Annotated in this window: 16 protein-coding genes and 1 pseudogene; 12 read left to right on the top strand and 5 right to left on the bottom strand. The window is 71.0% G+C overall.

The features are described 5' to 3' along the window. The first annotated feature begins 5 nt into the window (after window positions 1–5). Entirely contained in the window at window positions 6–2,471 is a 2,466-nt protein-coding gene (locus ACFVJX_RS14250; protein ID WP_384125880.1) for an SUKH-4 family immunity protein, read from the top strand. A gap of 198 nt (window positions 2,472–2,669) precedes the next feature. Next, on the top strand, window positions 2,670–3,563 hold the full coding sequence (locus ACFVJX_RS14255; protein ID WP_384125877.1) for a cellulose-binding protein: 894 nt from the start codon (window positions 2,670–2,672) through the stop codon (window positions 3,561–3,563). 30 nt (window positions 3,564–3,593) lie between these two features. On the opposite strand, the gene ACFVJX_RS14260 is transcribed toward ACFVJX_RS14255, so the two are convergent. Next, a complete protein-coding gene (locus ACFVJX_RS14260; protein ID WP_384125874.1) occupies window positions 3,594–4,049 on the bottom strand; it encodes a MarR family winged helix-turn-helix transcriptional regulator in 456 nt (151 codons plus the stop codon). Window positions 4,050–4,219: 170 nt separating this feature from the next. Between ACFVJX_RS14260 and ACFVJX_RS14265 the strand changes: the two genes are divergently transcribed. Beyond that, complete coding sequence (locus tag ACFVJX_RS14265; RefSeq protein ID WP_384125871.1) at window positions 4,220–5,677, top strand: MFS transporter; 1,458 nt, start codon at window positions 4,220–4,222, stop codon at window positions 5,675–5,677. A 132-nt stretch (window positions 5,678–5,809) separates the two neighbouring features. Here the strand turns inward: ACFVJX_RS14265 and ACFVJX_RS14270 are convergent, their stop codons facing one another. The 3 genes from ACFVJX_RS14270 to ACFVJX_RS14280 all read right to left on the bottom strand — a co-directional run bounded on the left by ACFVJX_RS14270 (window position 5,810) and on the right by ACFVJX_RS14280 (window position 7,771). Next, a complete protein-coding gene (locus tag ACFVJX_RS14270; protein WP_384125869.1) occupies window positions 5,810–6,136 on the bottom strand; it encodes a WGxxGxxG family protein in 327 nt (108 codons plus the stop codon). A 281-nt stretch (window positions 6,137–6,417) separates the two neighbouring features. After that, window positions 6,418–7,290: a haloalkane dehalogenase gene (locus ACFVJX_RS14275; RefSeq protein WP_384125867.1), complete on the bottom strand. Its 873-nt coding sequence runs from the start codon at window positions 7,288–7,290 to the stop codon at window positions 6,418–6,420. Between the two features lie 46 nt (window positions 7,291–7,336). Continuing rightward, entirely contained in the window at window positions 7,337–7,771 is a 435-nt protein-coding gene (locus tag ACFVJX_RS14280; protein ID WP_384125934.1) for a pyridoxamine 5'-phosphate oxidase family protein, read from the bottom strand. 75 nt (window positions 7,772–7,846) lie between these two features. Between ACFVJX_RS14280 and ACFVJX_RS14285 the strand changes: the two genes are divergently transcribed. The 4 genes from ACFVJX_RS14285 to mfd all read left to right on the top strand — a co-directional run bounded on the left by ACFVJX_RS14285 (window position 7,847) and on the right by mfd (window position 16,005). After that, window positions 7,847–8,482: a TetR/AcrR family transcriptional regulator gene (locus ACFVJX_RS14285; protein WP_384125864.1), complete on the top strand. Its 636-nt coding sequence runs from the start codon at window positions 7,847–7,849 to the stop codon at window positions 8,480–8,482. Between the two features lie 336 nt (window positions 8,483–8,818). Next, entirely contained in the window at window positions 8,819–9,607 is a 789-nt protein-coding gene (locus ACFVJX_RS14290) for an ABC transporter ATP-binding protein (protein ID WP_384125861.1), read from the top strand. After that, window positions 9,604–12,183, top strand: coding sequence for an ABC transporter permease (locus ACFVJX_RS14295; protein WP_384125859.1), 2,580 nt, complete (start codon window positions 9,604–9,606; stop codon window positions 12,181–12,183). Before ACFVJX_RS14290 ends, ACFVJX_RS14295 begins: the two co-directional genes overlap by 4 nt. 291 nt (window positions 12,184–12,474) lie before the next feature. Next, entirely contained in the window at window positions 12,475–16,005 is a 3,531-nt protein-coding gene (gene mfd / locus ACFVJX_RS14300; protein ID WP_384125856.1) for a transcription-repair coupling factor, read from the top strand. A 64-nt stretch (window positions 16,006–16,069) separates the two neighbouring features. Here mfd and ACFVJX_RS14305 read toward each other — a convergent pair whose 3' ends face one another. Beyond that, entirely contained in the window at window positions 16,070–16,462 is a 393-nt protein-coding gene (locus ACFVJX_RS14305; RefSeq protein ID WP_384125854.1) for an ATP-binding protein, read from the bottom strand. 148 nt (window positions 16,463–16,610) lie between these two features. Between ACFVJX_RS14305 and ACFVJX_RS14310 the strand changes: the two genes are divergently transcribed. The 5 genes and pseudogenes from ACFVJX_RS14310 to ACFVJX_RS14330 all read left to right on the top strand — a co-directional run bounded on the left by ACFVJX_RS14310 (window position 16,611) and on the right by ACFVJX_RS14330 (window position 20,697). After that, the gene (locus tag ACFVJX_RS14310; RefSeq protein ID WP_384125852.1) at window positions 16,611–17,153 is read left to right on the top strand and encodes a UTRA domain-containing protein; all 543 of its coding nucleotides are present in this window, start codon (window positions 16,611–16,613) and stop codon (window positions 17,151–17,153) included. Next, window positions 17,150–17,929 carry a GntR family transcriptional regulator gene (locus ACFVJX_RS14315; RefSeq protein WP_384125849.1) on the top strand — a complete coding sequence of 260 codons (780 nt, stop codon included), beginning with the start codon at window positions 17,150–17,152 and terminating at the stop codon, window positions 17,927–17,929. The genes ACFVJX_RS14310 and ACFVJX_RS14315 overlap by 4 nt, the downstream gene beginning before the upstream one ends. Before the next feature lie 127 nt (window positions 17,930–18,056). Continuing rightward, a pseudogene (locus tag ACFVJX_RS14320) lies at window positions 18,057–18,419 on the top strand (HNH endonuclease); the annotation flags it as partial. An 82-nt stretch (window positions 18,420–18,501) separates the two neighbouring features. Further along, the gene (locus ACFVJX_RS14325; protein ID WP_384125843.1) at window positions 18,502–19,272 is read left to right on the top strand and encodes an HNH endonuclease family protein; all 771 of its coding nucleotides are present in this window, start codon (window positions 18,502–18,504) and stop codon (window positions 19,270–19,272) included. A 72-nt stretch (window positions 19,273–19,344) separates the two neighbouring features. After that, window positions 19,345–20,697, top strand: coding sequence for a hypothetical protein (locus tag ACFVJX_RS14330; RefSeq protein WP_384125840.1), 1,353 nt, complete (start codon window positions 19,345–19,347; stop codon window positions 20,695–20,697). Window positions 20,698–20,702: the final 5 nt, after the last annotated feature.

The following is a 20,702-nucleotide window of genomic DNA, read 5'->3' on the forward strand; positions in this document are numbered from 1 at the left end:
GCGCGATGGTGACCTTTGCGCAGGCGCAGGAGCGCGCGGACGAGTGGGTCAACGGCGATGTCCCGGGGTACCAGCACCGCGAGGTGCGGGTGCGGGAGTTCGAGCTGGGTTTCGTGGTGTGGGCCGAGGACCGCGCCGAGGGCCCGGTGTCGGACGGCGGCCGGCAGCGGCTGGTGATCGCCAGGGACAGCGGTGAGGCGACGTTGTGGCCGGGGTTCCCGGTCGGTGAGGTGATCCGGCGGTACGAGGAGGAGTACGGCGCTCCGGACGTGGGGCAGCCGGCTCCGGAGCCGCCGCAGCGCATTGATCTGAATCAGACGTCGTTCCTGTTGAGCCCGCCGGAGTGGCTCCAGGAGGCGGCGGACAAGCTCGGTATCCCGGACCGGCGCGCGGAGGGGTCCGGGGAGCAGGCGCCCGCCGCCCCGGCGGCGCCTCCGCCCGTTCCCTCTCCTTCCGCTCCGTCGGAGGGACGGGGCGCGTACGAGCCCACCGCTTATGCCGGCGTTCCTGCGTCGGCGCCGCAGACGCCGGTCGGGGCCACGCCGTGGGCGGGGACCGATACCAACGCGGGCTCCGACGACGGGGAGGTGGCGCTGCCGGCCACGGTGTTCGCGCCGCCGCTCTCCGGTGCGGACGACGAGGGCGAACCGCCGAGGGTGGTGTCGGCCGATGCGCCGACCGCGCTGATGTCGGGCGGCAGCCAGCTGCCCCGGACGGCGATCGTGCCCGGTCTCGACCCGCATGGTCCCGGAGCCCCGGTTCCGGGTCCCTCCGGCGCTCCCGTGCACGGCGGCCCCGGTCCCGACCGCTCCGGGGACATCTCGGAGGAGGCCACGAGTAAGGCGTCGGTGCCGCCGCGGGGTGCCCGCGGCGGGGGTTCGACGACTCCGCCGCCGCCGGGCGCCCCCGGCGTTCCCGGTGCGATGTCGGGGCAGGCCCCGCCGCCTTCGGGGCCGGGTGCGCCCGGTGCCCCGGCGGGCGGGTACATGCCGACGCAGCTCGCCCCGCAGCAGGGCCCGCCCGGTGCGCCGACGCCGCCCGGCCCGCCGGGTGCGCCGACGCCGCCGCCCGGTGGCGATGTGCACCAGGCCGCGACGATGTTCGCGTCGCCCGGTCAGGTCGGACCGTCGGCTCCGCCGCCTCCGGGTCCTCCCGGTCCGCCGCCTCCGCCCGGTTCGACGCCGCCCCCCGGTGGGGGTGCGCACCATGCGGCGACGATGCTCGCGGGTCCGGCCCAGACCGGCCCGTCGGCTCCGCAGCCGCCCGGCCCTCCCGGTCCGCCGCCTCCGCCCGGTTCGACGCCGCCCCCCGGTGGCGGTGTGCACCATGCGGCGACGATGCTCGCGGGTCCGGCCCAGACCGGCCCGTCGGCTCCGCCGCCGCCCGGTCCTCCTGGTCCGCCGCCTCCGCCGATGGGTGGCGCCCCCGGTCCCGTACCGCCGCCCGGGCACACCCCGCCGCCGCAGGCATACGGGTATCCGCAGGCGCCGGCCGGTCAGCCGACCGTGGGGCCCGGATACCAGGCGGTGCTGCGCTACCGCGGGCCGGACGGCAGCGAGCAGCAGCTGATCCGTCGTTCGGCGCCCGGTACCCCGCACCCCGAGTGGCAGATGCTGCACGAGTTGCGGGCGATGAACGTGCCGCCGCAGCAGGTCATCGAGCTGCACACGGAGCTGGAGTCCTGTGAGCTGCCGGGTGGTTACTGTGCCCGGATGATCCGGGAGACCTGGCCGCAGGTGCGGATCACCAGTGTCGCCCCGTACGGCACCGATCACGCGAGCCGGCAGCAGGGCATGCAGCATCTGCTGACCCATCAGGGCGAGCTGCACCAGGTCGCGGACGGTCCGGCGCGTCCGGCGCCGGTCCGGGCGCCGCTGCCGCAGTCGCCGCCCGCGATGCCGGTGCCGCCGGAGGCGGTGGCGGAGGAGTTGTTGCAGACCTTCGGTCCGCAGGGTGTGCTGCGTTTCGATCAGCGGGCGGTTTCCCGGCAGGGTGTGCCGGAGGCCGTGGCGCGGACCCTGGTGTGGGCGGGGCTGCCCGCCGACTTCGGGCCGTTCTTCTGGGCGCAGCCGGGTCAGCCGGTGGTGCCGACGCTGGCGGAGCTGGCCGCGCAGCGGCAGGTGCAGGCGGCGCCCGACGCGGGGTCGTACCTGGTGATGGGTTCGGACTTCGGCCGGGCGATCTGCGTGCAGTACGGGACGGCGAACATCGTGGCCGTGCCGGTGGAGGCGGGGCCGGGCGGGCAGCCGGTGCCGCCGCAGTTCGTGAACACCGGGCTGCCGGAGTTCACCCGTTCACTGGCCCTGCTGGGGCGGATGTGGCGGTTGCGGTACGGGCTCAATCCGGAGCAGGCGGGCCGCTGGACGGTCGACTTCCAGGCGCAGCTCGTGGCGCTGGACCCGGCGGCGCTCGCGTCACCGGAGAGCTGGTGGTCGGTGCTGCTGGAGCAGATGTGGGACGGCCTGATCTGATCGTCGAACACCCGTAGTACGTCGTTGGGCGTGGTGCCTCGTTCCCTGCTGAGGGCGGGGTACCACGCCTTTGGCGTCTGTGATGCCCGTCGCTTCGGTCCTGAAAGCATCCAAACGATTCCGACTTCTCAGCCAATTGCCGCATCCTTGACCTATCACTCGATGGTCGGGTCGGAGAGTCGGAAAGAGGCGTCAAGGATGAGTTCTGCACCGGTGTCCGCGCACGGCTTCGTCGGTGTGCGCGGACGTGGCTACCGTCCGGAGCAGGTGGACCGGATGGTGGCCGCGCTGTCGGCGGAGCGGGACGAGGTCGAGGAGCGGGTGGCGCGGCTGGCGGCGCTGGCGGATGAGCTGGTCGCCGAGTCCGCCCGGCTGGCGGAGGCGGTCGCCGTGCTGCCGCCGCAGGACTACGCGTCGCTGGGGGAGCGGGCGCAGCAGATCCTGGCGCTCGCCGAGGGCGAGGCGGAGGCGGTGCGGGGTGCGGCGCTGGAGGAGGGGCAGGCCCTGCGGGACGCGGTGGCGGAGGCGGCGCGGGCCGTGCGCGATTCGGCGCGTGCGGATGCGGAGGCGATGCGGGCGGCGGCGGTGGAGCGTGCCGAGCGGTTGCTGACCGCTGCCGAGGGTTCGGCCGGTGAGTCGCTGGCCGCGGCCCGGCTGGAGGTTGCGGCGGTGCGCGAGGAGGCGGAAGCCGCGCTGGAGGCCACGCGCAGCCGTACGGCGAGTGTGCTGGCGCACCAGGAGCAGGAGCATGCCGAGCGGTGGGAGGCGGCCGGGCAGGAGATCGAGGAGGCCGGGTCGGCGCAGTCCGCGGAGCATGCCGAGCTCACCGGGCGGGCGGAGGCCGCTCTTGCCGGGGCGCGCCGGGAGCTGGCCGAGGCGGAGCAGGCCGCACGACACGGTCAGGAGGATGCCGAGGCCCGGGGTGCGGAGCTGGTCGCGGCCGCGCGGGCGCGTGAGGAGCGGATGGTGCGGGAGACCGAGCGGATCCTGCGGGAGCACGAGGAGGGCCGCGAGGAACTGCATGCGCACATGGCGCACGTACGTAATTCGCTGGCGGCGCTCACGGGGCGTACGGGGTCCGCGGAGGGCTGAGGGGGCCGCACGCCACGGGGCCGGCCGGAGTCAGGGGCGTGGCCAGGGGCGTTTCGAGAGGTGCTCGATGCCGCTGTTGAAGCGTTTGAGGTAGTCGGCGAAGGCGGCTATATCCTCGTCCGGCCAGTCGTTCATGACCTGGTCAAGGGAGCGCACGACGCGCTCGCGCTCCTCGTCGAGGAGCTTGGCGCCCTTGTCGGTGATACGGAACTTCCGGGCCATGCCGCCCGCGGGGTCGGCGATGCGTTCGGCCAGCCCGGCGCGTGTCGCCGCGGCGGTCTGGCGGTTGAGGGTGGAGGCGTCGAGGCCGAAGGCCTCGCTCAGTTCGCCGTTGGACATGGGGCCCTGGACCCTGATGCGGCTCAGCAGGATGTAGGCGCTGCGCTCCATGAGGGCGTACCTGTGCCGTCCACCGCCGTGACAGGCGAGGTCATGACGCCCGAGCAGCATCTGCTCGTACTCCACCTGGTCCGTGGGCCTGACCATGCCTGCGGCCTCCTGCGGGTGCGCCGGGATCGAATGCGCTCCGGGTTCCGAACGCCGGCTCATGGTCTCACGCAGCATGCACAGGACACATGGTGTGTATGACGCATCAGGCATGTACGATGCACATCGTTACCCGGTGGACGAGTCCCGACCCCTAGGAGTTCCTTCTCATGGATGCCCCCCAGCCGACAGCCAGATCCGGCGGTGTGGTCGCCACGCTGGCCTTCGCCGGCACCGTGGCGGCGGTCATGCAGACCCTGGTCACCCCGCTCATCGCGGAGCTTCCGAAGCTCCTCGACACGACGTCCTCCAACGCCACCTGGGTGATCACCGCCACCCTGCTGGTCTCGGCCGTGTGCGTGCCGGTCTCCGGACGGCTGGGCGACCTGCTGGGCAAGCGCCGGATGCTGCTCGTGTGCGCGGTACCGCTGTTCATCGGATCGGTGGTGTGCGCGCTCGCCTCCTCGGTCGTCCCGATGATCGTCGGGCGCGGCCTGCAGGGCATGGGCATGGGCATGGTGCCGCTCGGCATCGCCCTGCTGCGTGACGTGGTGCCGAAGGAGAAGATGAGCTCCTCCATCGCCCTGGTCAGCGCCTCCCTCGGCATCGGCGGCGCCCTCGGCCTGCCGATCGCTTCGGCGGTCGCCCAGTACGCCAACTGGCGGGTGCTGTTCTGGGGTTCCGCCGGGCTGGCCCTCATCATCTTCGCCCTGATCTGGTTCCTGATCCCGGATGTCCCGGCCGGTGCCAAGGGGCAGCGCTTCGACGTGCCCGGCGCCCTCGGCCTGGCCGTCGGCCTGGTCTGCCTGCTCCTCGGCGTCTCCAAGGGTGCCGAGTGGGGCTGGACCTCCACGACGACGGTCGGCCTGTTCACCGGCGCCGTCGTGGTGCTTCTCGTCTGGGGCTACTGGGAACTGCGCACCAAGGACCCGCTGGTCGACCTGCGCACCACGGCCCGCCCCCGCGTGCTCATCACCAACATCGCGTCCCTCTTCGTCGGCTTCGGCATGTACGCGGGCATGCTGATCGCCCCGCAGCTGCTGCAGTTCCCCGAGACGACCGGCTACGGGCTGGGCCAGTCGATGCTCCAGGCGGGCCTGTGGATGGCTCCCGGCGGCCTCATGATGATGATCGTCTCGCCGTTCGGCGGAAAGCTCATCGACGCCCGCGGACCCAAGTTCACGCTGATCTCCGGTGTGCTGGTCATCGCGGCGGCCTATCTGGTCGGGCTCGTCCTCATGGGCTCCGCCTGGGGGCTGATGCTGTTCCTGATGGTCAGCAGCGGCGGCGTCGGCCTCGCCTACGGTTCCATCCCCGCCTTGATCATGAGCTCGGTCCCGATCTCCGAGACGGCCGCGGCCAACGGGTTCAACACCCTCATGCGCTCGCTCGGCACGTCGGTCGGTGCGGCCGTGATCGGCGCGGTCCTCTCACAGATGACCACGGAGACCGCCGGCTACAACTTCACCTCCGAGGCCGGGTTCCGTACCGGCCTGATCGTCGGCTGCGGTGTCGCCGTCGTCGCCGTGGTGATCGCGTCGTTCATCCCGGCCGTGCGCGGAGCCGCCGCCCCCGGCGCCAAGAGTGACGCGGATGCCGTGCCGGAGGTCGCCGCGGCCACGGGCTGACCCCGGCACGCGTCTCCGCACGGCGACGGCCCGGCTGCGACCCCGTGGGGGTGGTAGCCGGGCCGTTCGGCGTCGGTACGCCGGTCCGGGTGGGGCCGCGGATGCCGAGGGCCACGCGGTGGGCCGTCCGGGTCAGTTCCGCGGGTTCCGCGGGTCCGTGGGGTGCGAACCGCTGGTGGGGTCGGTGACCGTACCGGTGCCGCGGGTGCGCGGGACGTTCTGCTCCTTCTTCTTGCGCGGGATCAGGCCCGCCAGGCCCAGGAGGCCGGCCAGACCCCACAGGCCCCAGCCGCCGCTGCTCTTGTCCTTGTCGCCGCTATTACTGGGCTCGGTGGTCGGCGTCGGCGCGGCGGCGACCGAGATGCCCGGCTGCGTGGCGCCGGTGTGAGCGAGCGCGGGAGCGGCGGGGGCCAGGAGGAGGGCGGCGGTGAGGCTGAGTGCGGCTGCGGTGTTTCGCATGTCTTCTGTTCCTTTTCTGCTCTGCGGTCTGCCGGGTTCCACGTGCCGTGCCGGTGGCACGCACGCGAACCGGCCGACCGGCTGCGCGGCGCGCAGGGACCTGCGCCTCTTCATCTCCCTGCATCCGGTCCGCACCCGCAACCGCACATGGTCCGCCCGGACCCGCGATCAGCGCCGATGGGCGGTGATGCGGCCCCCGCCGGTACCCGCCATGCAGGTGATGTCGGCGCGGGCGCGGGCGCCGGGGCCGCGTCCGTGGTCCCGCCGGGCCGTCCGGACCTCTACGGACGCCGCAGCCCGTGGCGCCCGGCCCAGGCGTCGATGGCCGCGGCCAGTTCCAGCGGGCGGTCCTCCGGCGTGTGGTGACCGGCCACCCCGTGGTGGGAGACGTCGAGACCGGCGATGTTCGCCTCGCACCAGGCCACCGCCCCCCGGTCGGTCATCGCACCCGGCCCCGGCTCGAACGCGGCAAGGAGTTTGGGTACTTCGGGGCTGGCGGCCAGCCAGGCGTCGTAGCGCTCGATGCGGGCCACGACATCGGCGGGCTCGCCGTCCAGCGGCATCATGCGCGTCCACGCCAGTACCGGGCGGCGGCTCTCCGGGGTGGGGAAGGGGCGGCGGTAGGCATCGAGGTCGGCCGGGGCGAGCGGGGTGGCGAGTGTGTCCGGGAGCCCCTCGATGAACAGACTCTTCTCCAGAACCATCTCCTCGCCCACCCCCGGAGTGCGCAGCAGCGTGAACAACTCACGGCCGGCCGCCGGGAACTCGTCACCCACCAGCGGCTTGACGACCGTCTCGGTGAAGGCGATCCCCCGGACGGCCTCCGGGAGGCGGGCGGCGCGGTCGAAGGCGAGCGCACCACCCCAGTCGTGGCCGACGAGAACGGCCTCGGTGATACCGAGCGCGTCGAACCAGGCGTCGAGGTACCGGGCGTGGTCGTCGAAGGAGTAGAGGAGCTCGGGCTTCCCGGAGTCACCCATTCCGACGAGGTCGGGGGCCAGCAGCCGGCGGCCGGGCGCGGCCACGCCCGGCAGGACGTTGCGCCACAGGTGCGAGGAGGTGGGGTTGCCGTGGAGGAAGACGAACGGCAGTCCGTCGGGGTCGCCGGACTCGCGGTAGTGGATGGCGGAGTCGAGGACGGGAATGCTGGGCATCGCGGAGTCACATCACTTTCGGCAGGGGGTTCGGGGCAGGCGGATTTCAGAGGTTGAGGCTCAGGACGCGGTCGACGGCGATCTCCACGACGACCAGGTCCGGCGGGGTGGGCGGGGCGTCGTGGTACCGGTCGGTGTAACGGCGGACCGCCTCGGCCAGGCGCGCGGAGTCCTCGCTCACCCCGGCCCGTCCCTCCAGGGTGATCCAGCAGAAGCCGTCCACCTGGCAGAGCGAGACCCGGGCCGACGGCCCGCCCGCCGACACGTTCCGGGCCTTGCGGGCCCCGGCCCTGGTGGTCACCCGGGCCAGCCCGGTGGACGCGTCGAAGGTGAAGCGGACGGGGGCGACGTGCGGGGTGCCGTCGGGGCGCAGCGTGGTGAAGGTCGCCGTGCGGGGGAGTGCGAGAAAGCTCCGCGCCACGGGGCCGAGCCCGAGTGCGGGGCCGGTCGGCCCGTTGGCGCCGGGGGTCGTGATCGGCATGGTGGCGGTCATCCCTTCGTGTGTCGGCCGGAACGCCCTTGACTGTGCCGATCACGGAACGCAGGCTCAACGTCGATGAATATCGCCGCTCCCGTCCCAGCCCGCCCCCGAGGCCGCCCGCGCGGCAATCCGCCGACCCGCGAGTCGATCGTCCTGGCGGCCCGCGCGCTGTTCCTGGAGCGCGGTTACCGGGCCACGACCCTGCGCGCGGTGGCCGGGGCCGCAGGGGTCGACCCGGCCCTGATCGCGTACCACTTCGGTGCGAAGAAGGGCCTGTTCGCCGATGTGATGCAGTTCCAGTGCGTCAGCGCGCTGGCGGTCGACGAAGTGCTCGGCGGTGACCCGGCCACCCTTCCCGGCCGGCTGATCGACGCGGTGACGGACCTGTGGGAGGACGCCGACTTCCGCCGCCTCAGCTCGGGGGGCGAGGAGGCCGCCGAGGCGATCCGCGAGTACCTGGAACGCGAGCTGCTGGGCCGGCTTGTTGAATTTCTCGGCGGCCGGGACGCGACCGCCCGCGCCACCGCCGTGGTGACGGTCCTCGGCGGGCTCATCTACACCCGCTACCTCAATCCGCTCCCCACCCCCGCCGCCCTCACCCCGGCCGAGGCCCGCTCCGCCCTCACCCCGGTCCTGCGCGCGGCCCTGGGCCCCAGGGTTCGTACCGCGACAGCGCCCGGCCCGGTACGCCGGAAGCAGAGCCGCCCCTGAGCTGGGCTCCTTCGCCCGGTCGGCGAGGGATGCCCACCCAGCGGTGTGCACCCGTGGGACGACCCCCTGAGAAACCCTTCCACCCAGGGGTCCAGCCCCCTAGGGGGAGCTCCCTATTTCGGGCCAGGGACCGTTCCTCCCGGCGGAGGACGTGGCCGGTACCGCCCTCTCCGTAGCGTGGTCCACACACCGCGATTGCGGCTGCCGGCAGGAGGCGGGGTGGGGAAAACCCCACCCGAAGACTGCGCCGGGCACCAGCGCGCCGGACACCCTCCAGCCAGCAGACTTCGGAGCAGACAGCGACAACTCGTCGCTGACCGACATAGGAGAGAAACCGTGACAACGGCTGTAACCATTCCCAGGCACGGGGGCACTGGAGGGCGTACGGCCGTCGCTGCGCGAGCGCGGCAGGTCGTCAAGGCGTACGGGGTGGGGGAGACCCGGGTCGTCGCGCTCGACCATGTCGATGTGGACATCGCCCGCGGGCAGTTCACGGCCATCATGGGCCCGTCCGGCTCCGGCAAGTCGACGCTGATGCACTGCCTGGCCGGCCTGGACACCGTGACGTCCGGTCAGATCCACCTCGCCGAGACCGAGATCACCGGCCTCAAGGACAAGAAGCTCACCCAGCTCCGCCGCGACCGCATCGGTTTCATCTTCCAGGCGTTCAACCTCCTGCCGACGCTCAACGCGCTGGAGAACATCACGCTGCCGATGGACATCGCGGGCCGCAAGCCGGACGCCGTCTGGCTGCGCCAGGTCGTGGAGACCGTCGGCCTCGCCGAGCGGCTCAAGCACCGGCCGACCGAGCTCTCCGGTGGCCAGCAGCAGCGGGTCGCGGTGGCACGGGCGCTCGCCGCCCAGCCGGAGATCATCTTCGGTGACGAGCCGACCGGGAACCTGGACTCGCGGGCCGGCGCGGAGGTGCTCTCCTTCCTGCGCAGGTCCGTGGACGAGCTGGGCCAGACCATCGTCATGGTCACCCACGACCCGGTGGCCGCCTCCTACGCGGACCGGGTGCTGTACCTCGCGGACGGGCGCATCGTCGACGAGATGCTCAACCCGACCGCCGACCAGGTGCTGGACCGGATGAAGGACTTCGACGCACGCGGGCGGACGTCATGACCGTCTGGAAGACCTCGATGCGCAATTTCTTCGCGCACAAGGGGCGAATGGCGCTCTCCGCCGTCGCCGTCCTGCTGTCGGTGGCGTTCGTCTGCGGCACGCTCGTCTTCACCGACACGATGAACACCACGTTCGACAAGCTCTTCGCCGCCACCGCGGCCGATGTCACCGTCAGCCCGAAGTCGGCCAAGGTCGACGACACCCCCGAGAACGGCAAGCCCGAATCGCTGCCCGCCTCCGTCGTCGCGCAGGTCGAGAAGGCCGACGGGGTGAAGAAGGCCGAAGGCTCCATCTCCAGCATGGCGGTCACGGTCGTCGACAGCCACAACAAGAACATGGGCTCCGATACCGGCGCCCCCACGATCGCGGGCAACTGGACGCAGAACGAGCTGCGTTCGATGGAGATCACCTCCGGCCACGCCCCGCGCGGCCCGACCGAGGTGATGGTCGACGCCGACACCGCCGAGAAGCACCACCTGAAGATGGGTGACGAGCTGCGCACCATCGCGGTCACCGGCGACATCAGGGCGAAGATCAGCGGCATCGCCGCCTTCAAGGTCACCAACCCGGGCGCGGCGATCGTCTACCTCGACACGGCCACCGCCCAGGAGAAGCTGCTCGGCGGCCCGGACGTCTTCACCCAGGTCTCCGTCACCGCCGAGAACGGCTACAGCGACGTCCGGTTGAAGCAGAACGTGGCCGCCGCCCTGGACGGCTCCACCGCGTACAGCATCCAGACCCAGAAGGAGGCCGCGGCGTCCAACAAGGACTCCATGGGCTCGTTCCTCGACGTCATGAAGTACGCGATGCTCGGCTTCGCCGGGATCGCCTTCCTCGTCGGCATCTTCCTGATCGTCAACACCTTCTCGATGCTGGTCGCCCAGCGGACCCGCGAGATCGGCCTGATGCGGGCCATCGGCTCCAGCCGCAAGCAGGTCAACCGGTCCGTGCTGCTGGAGGCGGTGCTCCTGGGCATCGTCGGATCGGTCCTCGGTGTCGCCGCCGGCGTCGGCCTCGCCGTCGGTCTGATGAAGGTCATGGGCGCCATCGGCATGGAGCTGTCCACCCAGGACCTCACCATCGCCTGGACGACCCCGGTGATCGGGCTCGCGCTCGGCGTCATCGTCACCGTGTTCGCCGCGTACATCCCGGCCCGCCGGGCCGGCAAGGTCTCCCCGATGGCCGCACTGCGTGACTCCGGGTCCCCGGCGGACGCCAAGTCCGGCTGGATCAGGGCCGGAATCGGCCTGGTCCTCACCGGGGCGGGCGCGGCGGCGCTGTGGGCGACCACGCAGGCCGACAAGTCGAGCGACGGCTCGCTCTTCCTCGGCCTGGGCGTGGTCCTCACCCTCATCGGCTTCATCGTCATCGGCCCGCTGCTCGCCGGCGTCGTCGTACGGGCGCTCAGCGTGGCCGTCCTCAGGTTCTTCGGCCCGGTCGGCCGGCTGGCCGAGCGCAACGCGCTGCGCAACCCGCGCCGGACCGGTGCGACCGGCGCGGCCCTGATGATCGGCCTGGCCCTGGTGGCCTGCCTCTCGGTGGTGGGCTCCTCCATGGTCGCCTCGGCCACCGACGAGCTGGACAGGTCGGTGGGCGCGGACTTCATCGTGCAGTCCTCCACCGGACAGCTGATCGTGCCGCAGGCCGCGAAGGCGCTGGAGACCGCACCGGGCATCGAGCACGTCACGAACTACAAGGTCCTCGCCGCGAAGCTCACCGGCCCCGACGGTTCGACGACGGACGAGCACGTCACCGCCGCCGACCCGACGTACCCGCAGGATCTGCGGCGCGAGACCGTCGCGGGTGAGCTGCCCGCCGCCTACGGCAGGAACGCGATGTCCGTCGGCGACAAGTACGCCACCGCGCACGGGATCAAGGTCGGCGACACGATCACCGTCGCGTTCAAGGCCGGCGACCCGGCGAAGCTGAAGGTCGCCGCGATCACCTCGGACGACACGAACGTGGACCAGGGCGCGATGTACCTGAACACCACGACCGCCGAGAAGTACGTACCCGCCGACAAGATGCCCAAGAACATGATCATGTTCGCCAAGGCGCAGGACGGCAAGGAGAAGGAGGCGTACGCGGCGCTCAAGGGCTCGCTCGCCGACTACCCGCAGTACAAGGTGCAGAACCAGGCCGACTTCAAGCAGGACCTGAAGGACCAGATCGGTCAGCTGCTGAACATCGTCTACGGTCTGCTCGCCCTGGCGATCATCGTGGCGGTGCTCGGTGTGGTGAACACCCTGGCTCTGTCCGTCGTCGAGCGCACCCGTGAGATCGGTCTGATGCGCGCCATCGGCCTCTCCCGCCGCCAGCTGCGCCGGATGATCCGGCTGGAGTCCGTGGTCATCGCCCTGTTCGGCGCCCTGCTCGGCCTCGGCCTGGGGATGGGCTGGGGCACCTCGGCCCAGAAGCTGCTGGCACTGGAGGGCCTCGACGTCCTGGAGATCCCGTGGCCGACCATCATCACGGTCTTCGTCGCCTCGGCCTTCGTCGGGCTCTTCGCGGCCCTGGTCCCGGCCTTCCGGGCGGGACGGATGAACGTCCTGAACGCCATCGCCACGGACGGGTGAGGCGGCCGTCCACATAGACTGAGGGTTCCGGCCCCGGGCGTTCCTCCAAACGCCCGGGGCCGGATTCGTCTGCCCCGCGGGGCGCGGGAGAGCGGGGCCGGGCGGCCCCGGTGCCGGTTGCGGGAGCGGCTGTCCGAGCGGGGTCGTACGCTGGACAGCACCCCGGCCCGCCCCGGGGGTGGTGAGCCGGTCGAGCCGGAACCGCCCCTCAGCGCGTGTCGGGCCCTTCGCGTTGCCCCTGGCAGCAGCCGGCTGCCAGATCTCGCCCTCGTTACCCGGACGGAAGTCTTCATGAGCCTGCACGGTCTGCTGGATGTCGTCGTACGTGACCCGGCTCTGTCCGAAGCGGTGAAGGCCGCCGGGGACGGCCACCGGATGCACATCGACCTGGTGGGACCGCCCGCGGCCCGGCCCTTCGCCGTGGCGGCGCTGGCCAGGGACGCGGGGCGGACCGTGCTCGCCGTCACCGCGACCGGGCGCGAGGCCGAGGACCTGGCGGCGGCGCTGCGCACGCTGCTGCCGCCGGACACGGTCGCGGAGTTCCCGTCGTGGGAGACGCTGCCGCACGAGCGGCTCTCGCCCAGGTCCGACACCGTGGGGCGGCGGCTGGCCGTGCTGCGGCGCCTGGCGCACCCGCGGCAGGACGATCCGGAGACGGGGCCGGTCTCCGTCGTCGTCGCACCGATCCGGTCCGTGCTCCAGCCGCAGGTCAAGGGGCTGGGCGACCTGGAGCCCGTGGCGCTGCGGATCGGGCAGAGCGCCGATCTCGGCGAGACGGTCGAGGCGCTGGCCGCCGCCGCGTACTCCCGGGTCGAACTGGTCGAGAAGCGCGGCGAGTTCGCGGTGCGAGGAGGCATTCTGGACGTCTTCCCGCCGACCGAGGAGCACCCCCTTCGGGTGGAGTTCTGGGGCGACGACGTCGAGGAGATCCGCTACTTCAAGATCGCCGACCAGCGGTCGCTGGAGATCGCCGAGCACGGGCTGTGGGCGCCGCCCTGCCGCGAGCTGCTGCTGACCGAGGAGGTCCGCGAGCGGGCCGCCGCACTCGCCGAGGCCCACCCCGAGCTGGGCGAGCTCCTCAACAAGATCGCCGAGGGCATCGCGGTGGAGGGCATGGAGTCCCTCGCCCCGGTCCTGGTCGACGAGATGGAACTGCTGATCGACGTGCTGCCCCGGGGCTCGATGGCCGTGGTCTGCGACCCCGAGCGGGTCCGCACCCGGGCCACCGACCTGGTCGCCACCAGCCAGGAGTTCCTCCAGGCTTCCTGGGCGGCCACGGCGGGCGGCGGAGTGGCCCCGATCGACGTCGGCGCGGCCTCGCTGCGGGGCATCGCGGACGTCCGCGACCGGGCCCGCGAGCTGGAGATGATGTGGTGGTCGATCTCCCCGTTCGCCGCCGACGAGGATCTCGACGAGGACACCCTCAAGCTCCGGATGCACGCCCCGGAGGCGTACCGCGGCGACACCGCACGCGCACTGGCCGACACCAAGGGGTGGCTGGCCGAAGGCTGGCGCACGGTGTACGTCACCGAGGGGCAGGGCCTCGCCTCGCGCACCGTCGAGGTGCTGGGCGGCGAGGGCATCCCGGCCCGCCTCGACGCGGACCTGGGGGAGATCACGCCGTCCCTCGTCCACGTCTCCTGCGGCGCCATCGACTACGGCTTCGTCGATCCCGAGCTCAAGCTCGCCGTCCTCACCGAGACGGACCTGACCGGCCAGCGCACCGCCACCAAGGACCTGGGCCGGATGCCGGCCCGCCGCCGCAAGACCATCGACCCGCTGACGCTGGAGACGGGCGACTACATCGTCCACGAGCAGCACGGTGTGGGCCGCTACATCGAGATGGTGCAGCGCACGGTCCAGGGCGCCACCCGTGAGTACCTGCTCGTCGAGTACGCCCCGGCCAAGCGCGGCCAGCCCGGCGACCGGCTCTACATCCCGACCGACCAGCTGGAGCAGGTCACCAAGTACGTCGGCGGCGAGGCACCCACCCTGCACCGGCTCGGCGGCGCCGACTGGACCAAGACGAAGGCGCGCGCCAAGAAGGCCGTCAAGGAGATCGCCGCCGACCTGATCAAGCTCTACTCGGCCCGGATGGCGGCGCCCGGCCATGTCTTCGGCCCGGACACCCCCTGGCAGCGCGAACTGGAGGACGCCTTCCCGTACGCGGAGACGCCCGACCAGCTCACCACCATCGCCGAGGTCAAGGAGGACATGGAGAAGTCCGTCCCCATGGACCGGCTGATCTGCGGCGACGTCGGCTACGGCAAGACGGAGATCGCGGTCCGGGCGGCCTTCAAGGCGGTCCAGGACGGCAAGCAGGTCGCCGTCCTCGTCCCCACGACCCTCCTGGTCCAGCAGCACTACGGCACGTTCACCGAGCGGTACGCACAGTTCCCCGTCAACGTACGGGCGCTGAGCCGCTTCCAGTCGGAGTCCGATTCCAAGGCGACCCTCGAAGGCCTCCGCGAGGGCTCCGTCGACCTGGTCATCGGCACCCACCGGCTCTTCTCGTCCGAGACGAAGTTCAAGGACCTGGGCCTGGTCATCGTCGACGAGGAGCAGCGCTTCGGCGTCGAGCACAAGGAGCAGCTGAAGAAGCTCCGCGCCAACGTGGACGTCCTCACCATGTCCGCGACGCCCATCCCCCGTACGCTCGAAATGGCGGTGACCGGCATCCGCGAGATGTCGACGATCACCACCCCGCCCGAGGAACGCCACCCGGTCCTCACCTTCGTCGGCCCCTACGAGGAGAAGCAGATCGGCGCGGCCATCCGCCGCGAACTGCTCCGCGAGGGCCAGACGTTCTACATCCACAACCGCGTCGAGTCCATCGACCGGGCCGCCGCCCGGCTGCGCGAGATCGTCCCCGAGGCGCGGATCGCGACCGCCCACGGCCAGATGTCCGAACAGGCCCTGGAACAGGTGGTGGTGGACTTCTGGGAGAAGAAGTTCGACGTCCTGGTCTCCACGACGATCGTCGAGTCCGGCATCGACATCTCCAACGCCAACACCCTGATCGTGGAGCGCGGCGACAACTTCGGCCTCTCCCAGCTCCACCAGCTGCGAGGCCGGGTGGGCCGAGGCCGCGACCGCGGCTACGCCTACTTCCTCTACCCGCCGGAGAAGCCGCTCACCGAGACGGCCCACGAGCGCCTCGCCACGATCGCCCAGCACACCGAGATGGGCGCGGGCATGTACGTGGCCATGAAGGACCTGGAGATCCGCGGCGCGGGCAACCTCCTGGGCGGTGAACAGTCCGGCCACATCGCGGGCGTCGGCTTCGACCTGTACGTCCGCATGGTCGGCGAGGCGGTCGCCGACTACCGGGCCTCCCTCGAAGGCGGGGTGGAGGAGGAACCGCCCCTGGAGGTCAAGATCGAGCTCCCGGTCGACGCGCACGTCCCGCACGACTACGCCCCCGGCGAGCGCCTGCGCCTCCAGGCCTACCGCGCCATCGCCTCGGCCTCATCGGAGGACGACATCAGGGCGGTCCGCGAGGAGCTCACCGACCGCTACGGCAAGCTCCCCGAGCCGGTCGAGAACCTCCTCCTGGTGGCGGGCCTGCGCATGCTGGCCCGCGCCTGCGGCGTCGGCGACATCGTGCTCCAGGGCCCGAACATCCGCTTCGCCCCGGTGGAGTTGCGCGAATCGCAGGAGCTGCGCCTGAAGCGCCTCTACCCGAAGACGATCATCAAGCCGGCCCTCCACCAGATCCTGGTCCCGCGCCCCACGGCCGGAAGGATCGGCGGCAAGCCGGTGGTCGGTCGCGAACTCCTCTCCTGGACCGGGGAGTTCCTGACGACGATCCTGGGTTCATAGGGCCTGACCGGCCTCGCCCGTCGGCCCCCCCGGACATCCGGCGGGGCCGACGGGGTGCCAGTGGTCAGGACGGGGCAGGTTTCCTGAACGTCGTCCACACGGTCTTGCCGACTACGTGATGATCGACTCCGAACTCCGCTGCCAGTTCGCGGACGAGGAACAACCCGCGCCCTGAACAGTGGCCCTCTTCATGCCGCCGCACCACAGGCCGGCCGCTGCCGCTGTCCCGTACCTCAAGGTGCACGAACTCCTCCGTCGTGCGCAGACGGATGGCGAACTCCCGCCCCGGCGGAACGCCGTGAAGGAGAGCGTTGGTCGCCAGCTCCGATGCGCAGAGCCGTATGTCTTCGACCAGCGACGTCAGCCGCCACTCCGTGAGAACACTGACGACGAAGTCGCGTGAGGCACCGACGGAAGTGCGCCGTCGGGGGAAACGCCGTTGCTGCGACAGAGACACGGTGGTTCACCGCCTTGCTCGTGGGCCGTAACGCGATCACCGTACTGCTATTCGCGAAAAGCGGCAAGGTATCCTTTGGGGAGTCCGCCCGCGTCGCTTACCGTGTGCTTCGGCGGGGCCCCGGGCGTCGACTGCGAAGGAGAAGGCCATGGGTGAAAGTGAGCGGGCCGGCACGTCCGCCCGGTACCTGACGCCACTTGCTCAGGGCGGTGGCGATGCCTGGGGGGCCGAGGCGGCGGCCGCCGGGCGAAGCGGTACGCAGCGGATAGTTCGGGCCGGAGAGGTGATCGCCCCCGACCGGGTGGCCGATCTGCTCCGGCTGGAGCGGGGGCGCCATGTGGTGGAGCGCCGGCGGATCATGTATCTCGACGGTGAGGCGTGCGAGTTGACCGACACCTACTATCCGGTGGAGATCGCCCGGGGCACGGGCCTGGCCGGGACGGGGAAAATCCGTGGAGGTGCCGTCCGGCTGCTGTCCGACCTAGGCTTCACAGGTGTGCGGGCACAGGAGTGCGTGGTGGCCCGCATGCCGTCCGGGAGTGAGCGGGCGGTTCTGTCCCTGGCGGCGGATGAGCCGGTACTCGAACTGACGCGGCTCACACTGGACGAGGGCGACCGGCCCATTCAGGCCGACGTGATGGTGATGTCGCCGCGAGGCCAGGAACTGCGGTACGAGATCAGGATCGGATGATTGTGACCGGACCGGACGCGGGAGCTGCGGACCGCCGTTCTCTGCACGAGCGGATCGCGGCCGACCTGCGGGACGAGATCATGTCCGGCGACCTGGCGCCGGGAGCCAGCCTGCCGTCCACCGTGCACCTGAAGGAGCGTTTCGACGCCTCGAACGCGACCGTGCAGAAAGCCCTGCAACTGCTCAAGGGTGAACAACTGGTGATCGGCAGGGCGGGTTCCGCCGTCACGGTCCGGGACCACCGGCAGCGCACCGTCCGTCCGGCTTCGTACATGGCTCCGGCGGGCAGTGGGGAGCCCTACCGCTGGCTGACGGAGACCTCGAAGAACGGTTCTCGCGCCCGCACCGCACTCCTCGAAGTCGCCGAGGTCGAGCCGCCCGCGGATGTCGCCGAGGCGCTTCGGTTCCCCGCGTCCGGCACCGCGCTCCTGCGGCGGCAACTTCTCGTGGTGGATGACGAGCCGGTCGAACTGGTCGCGTCCTACTACCCGCTGGAGATTGCCCGGGGCTCGGCGATGACGGAACCCCGAAAGATCCCGGGCGGCACGCCGAGCCTGCTCGCGGAGCTGGGGCACCCACCCCGCTTGAGCGTCGACCGGGTCTCCGCACGTGTGCCCACTCAGGACCAGTACGAGGCGCTGCGGCTACCCGGTGACCTGCCGGTGCTGCGCACCCTGCGTGTCGTGTACACCGACGACGAGCGCCCGATCGAGGCGACCGTCATGGTCAAGGCGGGCCATCTGTACGAGTTGCAGTACGAGTTCAGGGCTGACTGAGAACGGCCGGACCATGTGATCCGGAACGCATCCGTGGCGAACATCGGTCATGGATGCGTCCGGGCGGGGAAGACATCCGTAGGATTCCCGGGTTGGTTCGGCTTTCTCCCCGTCAGGACGGCTACGAGTGATATCTCCCCGCGCGTATCGAGCGATGGTGCCCGCCCTCGGCGTGGCCGTTGTGCTGGCCCTGGCCGGCTGTGACCCCGAGAAGATCACGTCCGGTGCCGAGTCGCCGGGCGCCGGCGCGAACGGCGGTGGGGCGGCCACCGGGTTCGGTGCCAGCCCGCTCGACAACGCGGACGGTACGAAGCCGGGACTGGCGCCCCTCACCTCCGACGCGGACCGGGCGGCGGCACGGAAGGTCATCGAGAAGGTGGCCACCAAGGGGCGTGGTCCCAAGACCGGCTACGAGCGGGACAAGTTCGGGTACGCCTGGAAGGACTCCGTCGACGGCATACCGCTCTCCCGCAACGGTTGCGACACCCGCATTATCTCTATGGTTCGCGCCGTGATGGGACTGTTCTCGCAGCGTATGCAGGGAGTGGTCGGCTGTGCGTAGTGAGAGGCACATGAGTCACAGGATCCTGCGGACAGGCGGGACGAAGGTCGTGATTGCGGCCGCCATTGCCGCCGCACTGGGCACCGGCTGTGACGAACTGGAGTCAGGCGGTACCGCCGCAGGATCCGGACCGGATACCGCCGCCGGCCGCGTGGTGAGCCCATTGGCGAACCCCGACGGGACGAAGCCGGGGCTCGCCGCGCTCACGTCGGAAGCGGACAAGGCCGACGCACGCAAGCTCATCCAAGGGCTCACCACAAAGGGGCGTGGGCCGAAGACGGGCTACGAGCGTGACAAGTTCGGCTACGCGTGGATGGACACGGCGGATGGGGTGCCGCTGGCGAGGAACGGTTGTGACACGCGGAATGACTTGTTGAAACTCCATGGGCAACACGTGCAGTTCCGCTCTGGTTCCGACTGCGTGGTCGTTGCGATGAACCTGTACGACCCGTACACCGGCAAGGAGATCGCCTGGAAGAAGGCCAAGGCCACCGAGGTGCAGATAGACCACGTGGTCCCGCTGTCCTACAGCTGGCAGTTGGGTGCCGCCCGTTGGCCGGAGAGCAAGCGCAGGCAACTGGCGAACGACGTGCTCAATCTGCTTCCTGTCGAAGGCCGCGCCAACTCGGCGAAGCGGGACTCGGGGCCCGCGTCCTGGCTGCCGCCGAACAAGAAGATCCGGTGCTCGTACGCGGTGCGGTTCGCGCAGGTCGCTGACAAGTACGAACTCCCGGTGACAACGGCGGACAAGGCCATGATGCTGGAACAGTGCCAGGGCTGACAGGATCCCCATGGCTGTCCCGGCCCCGGGGCGCGGGGTCACTCTCGGCCGTGGTGGCTAAGGTTCGCAGTCATGGACGCTGCCGCTCTCGACCGTCAGGCCCGGACCTTGTCCGGCTGCATTCCTCCACTCCTGGTCTCCCGGCTTCTTGAGGCCGGCCACAGTGAAGAGGTAGAGGTCCAAGCCCGTCGCGGGGAATGGTTCTGCGCGCGGGCCTGGGTGCAGCTGCTCGGCGACCAGGGACGGCAGGCCGAGGCGCTGGAGGTGCTTTCTCCGTACGTTGCCACTGGCTGGTGGCCGGCAGCCCAGGTCCAGGCGGAGCTGTTGGACAGCTGGGGTCAGGCAGAGGAAGCGATCGTGCTGGCCCTGCCGTACGCGAGCACGGGAGGGCCTCCGTTGGAGTACTTCGCGCGCCTGCTGGCGCGGCACGGGCGTACGGACGAGGCGGTTACTCGGCTGAGCGCCGGAATCGAGGACCGCCTTCTTGCCGCGGCTCTGGTCGACATCGCCGAAGGAGCAGGCCGGGACGAAGACGTCGCCCCGCTGCTGGCTGCCCGAATCCCGGACCAGCACCGCTGTGACGGTCCATGGTGCTGCCACGGTCTCGGCCCCGACGAAGCGATCGAGCTGCTTGCCACGATCCGCGAACGCCAGGGCCGCGTCGATGAAGCGATCGCCCTGCTGCGCACCCGGCGCATCACCTCGGTCAACAACCGGGATCAGCTGGCCGACCTACTGGCGAGACATGATCGGATCGAGGAACTGCGCGCGTACGCGGTGACCGATCACCTCGGTCACGCCTCGCAGCGTCTGGCTGAGGCACTGGAGGAGCGTGGCGACGTGGAAGGCGCGATCGCCGTGTACCGCCGACCGGGCGACTCGCAGGACTTCCGGTGCCACGGCACGGTGCGACTGGCGGAGCTCCTGGCACGGCATGGCCGAGGGGGCGAAGCGGTCGATGTGATGCGAGTCCTGGCCGAGGCCCACAACGGGGACGACTGGATCCTGCATACGTGGTCCAACCTGTGCCTCGAACAGGGCCGCCTGGAAGACGGCCTGGCGCACCTCGACGCCCTCGCCGCCGCCCGAGGGTGCGAGGAGGAATGGGATCTGTACTGGATGCGGCTGCCGCTGATCGCTGCCCGCGACGGCGTCGACGTAGCGGTCGCTCAGGCCCTCTCCCACCCCGAGGGGGCCACCTCGTACGCGGCGCCGCACATTGCTGAGTTGCTCGCTGGTGCCGGACGCACCGAGGAGGCTGTTGCCGTTCTCGAACAGCACGCCTCCGCGAACAGCAACGAACTCGCTGGCTACCTCATTGACCTGGGACGCGCCAACGACGCCGTCGCGCTCCTTCAGCAGCGCGATTCCGAGCCGGTCTCACCTGTCTGGACCGGCTCGCTTATCAACGATCCCCCATTCTGATTCCG

This window comes from Streptomyces sp. NPDC127177 (genome assembly GCF_042672475.1).
GTDB lineage: Bacteria > Actinomycetota > Actinomycetes > Streptomycetales > Streptomycetaceae > Streptomyces.

What these genes read in the sequence shown, in the direction of transcription:
- ACFVJX_RS14250 (WP_384125880.1), top strand. Translation starts at nt 6, where the DNA reads ATGGTGACCTTTGCGCAGGCGCAGGAGCGCGCGGACGAGTGGGTCAAC.
- ACFVJX_RS14275 (WP_384125867.1), bottom strand. Translation starts at nt 7,290, where the DNA reads ATGCCCAGCATTCCCGTCCTCGACTCCGCCATCCACTACCGCGAGTCC.
- ACFVJX_RS14270 (WP_384125869.1), bottom strand. Translation starts at nt 6,136, where the DNA reads ATGCGAAACACCGCAGCCGCACTCAGCCTCACCGCCGCCCTCCTCCTG.
- ACFVJX_RS14330 (WP_384125840.1), top strand. Translation starts at nt 19,345, where the DNA reads ATGGACGCTGCCGCTCTCGACCGTCAGGCCCGGACCTTGTCCGGCTGC.
- ACFVJX_RS14265 (WP_384125871.1), top strand. Translation starts at nt 4,220, where the DNA reads ATGGATGCCCCCCAGCCGACAGCCAGATCCGGCGGTGTGGTCGCCACG.
- ACFVJX_RS14285 (WP_384125864.1), top strand. Translation starts at nt 7,847, where the DNA reads ATGAATATCGCCGCTCCCGTCCCAGCCCGCCCCCGAGGCCGCCCGCGC.
- ACFVJX_RS14310 (WP_384125852.1), top strand. Translation starts at nt 16,611, where the DNA reads ATGGGTGAAAGTGAGCGGGCCGGCACGTCCGCCCGGTACCTGACGCCA.
- ACFVJX_RS14255 (WP_384125877.1), top strand. Translation starts at nt 2,670, where the DNA reads ATGAGTTCTGCACCGGTGTCCGCGCACGGCTTCGTCGGTGTGCGCGGA.
- ACFVJX_RS14280 (WP_384125934.1), bottom strand. Translation starts at nt 7,771, where the DNA reads ATGCCGATCACGACCCCCGGCGCCAACGGGCCGACCGGCCCCGCACTC.
- ACFVJX_RS14325 (WP_384125843.1), top strand. Translation starts at nt 18,502, where the DNA reads ATGAGTCACAGGATCCTGCGGACAGGCGGGACGAAGGTCGTGATTGCG.
- mfd (WP_384125856.1), top strand. Translation starts at nt 12,475, where the DNA reads ATGAGCCTGCACGGTCTGCTGGATGTCGTCGTACGTGACCCGGCTCTG.
- ACFVJX_RS14315 (WP_384125849.1), top strand. Translation starts at nt 17,150, where the DNA reads ATGATTGTGACCGGACCGGACGCGGGAGCTGCGGACCGCCGTTCTCTG.
- ACFVJX_RS14295 (WP_384125859.1), top strand. Translation starts at nt 9,604, where the DNA reads ATGACCGTCTGGAAGACCTCGATGCGCAATTTCTTCGCGCACAAGGGG.
- ACFVJX_RS14260 (WP_384125874.1), bottom strand. Translation starts at nt 4,049, where the DNA reads ATGGTCAGGCCCACGGACCAGGTGGAGTACGAGCAGATGCTGCTCGGG.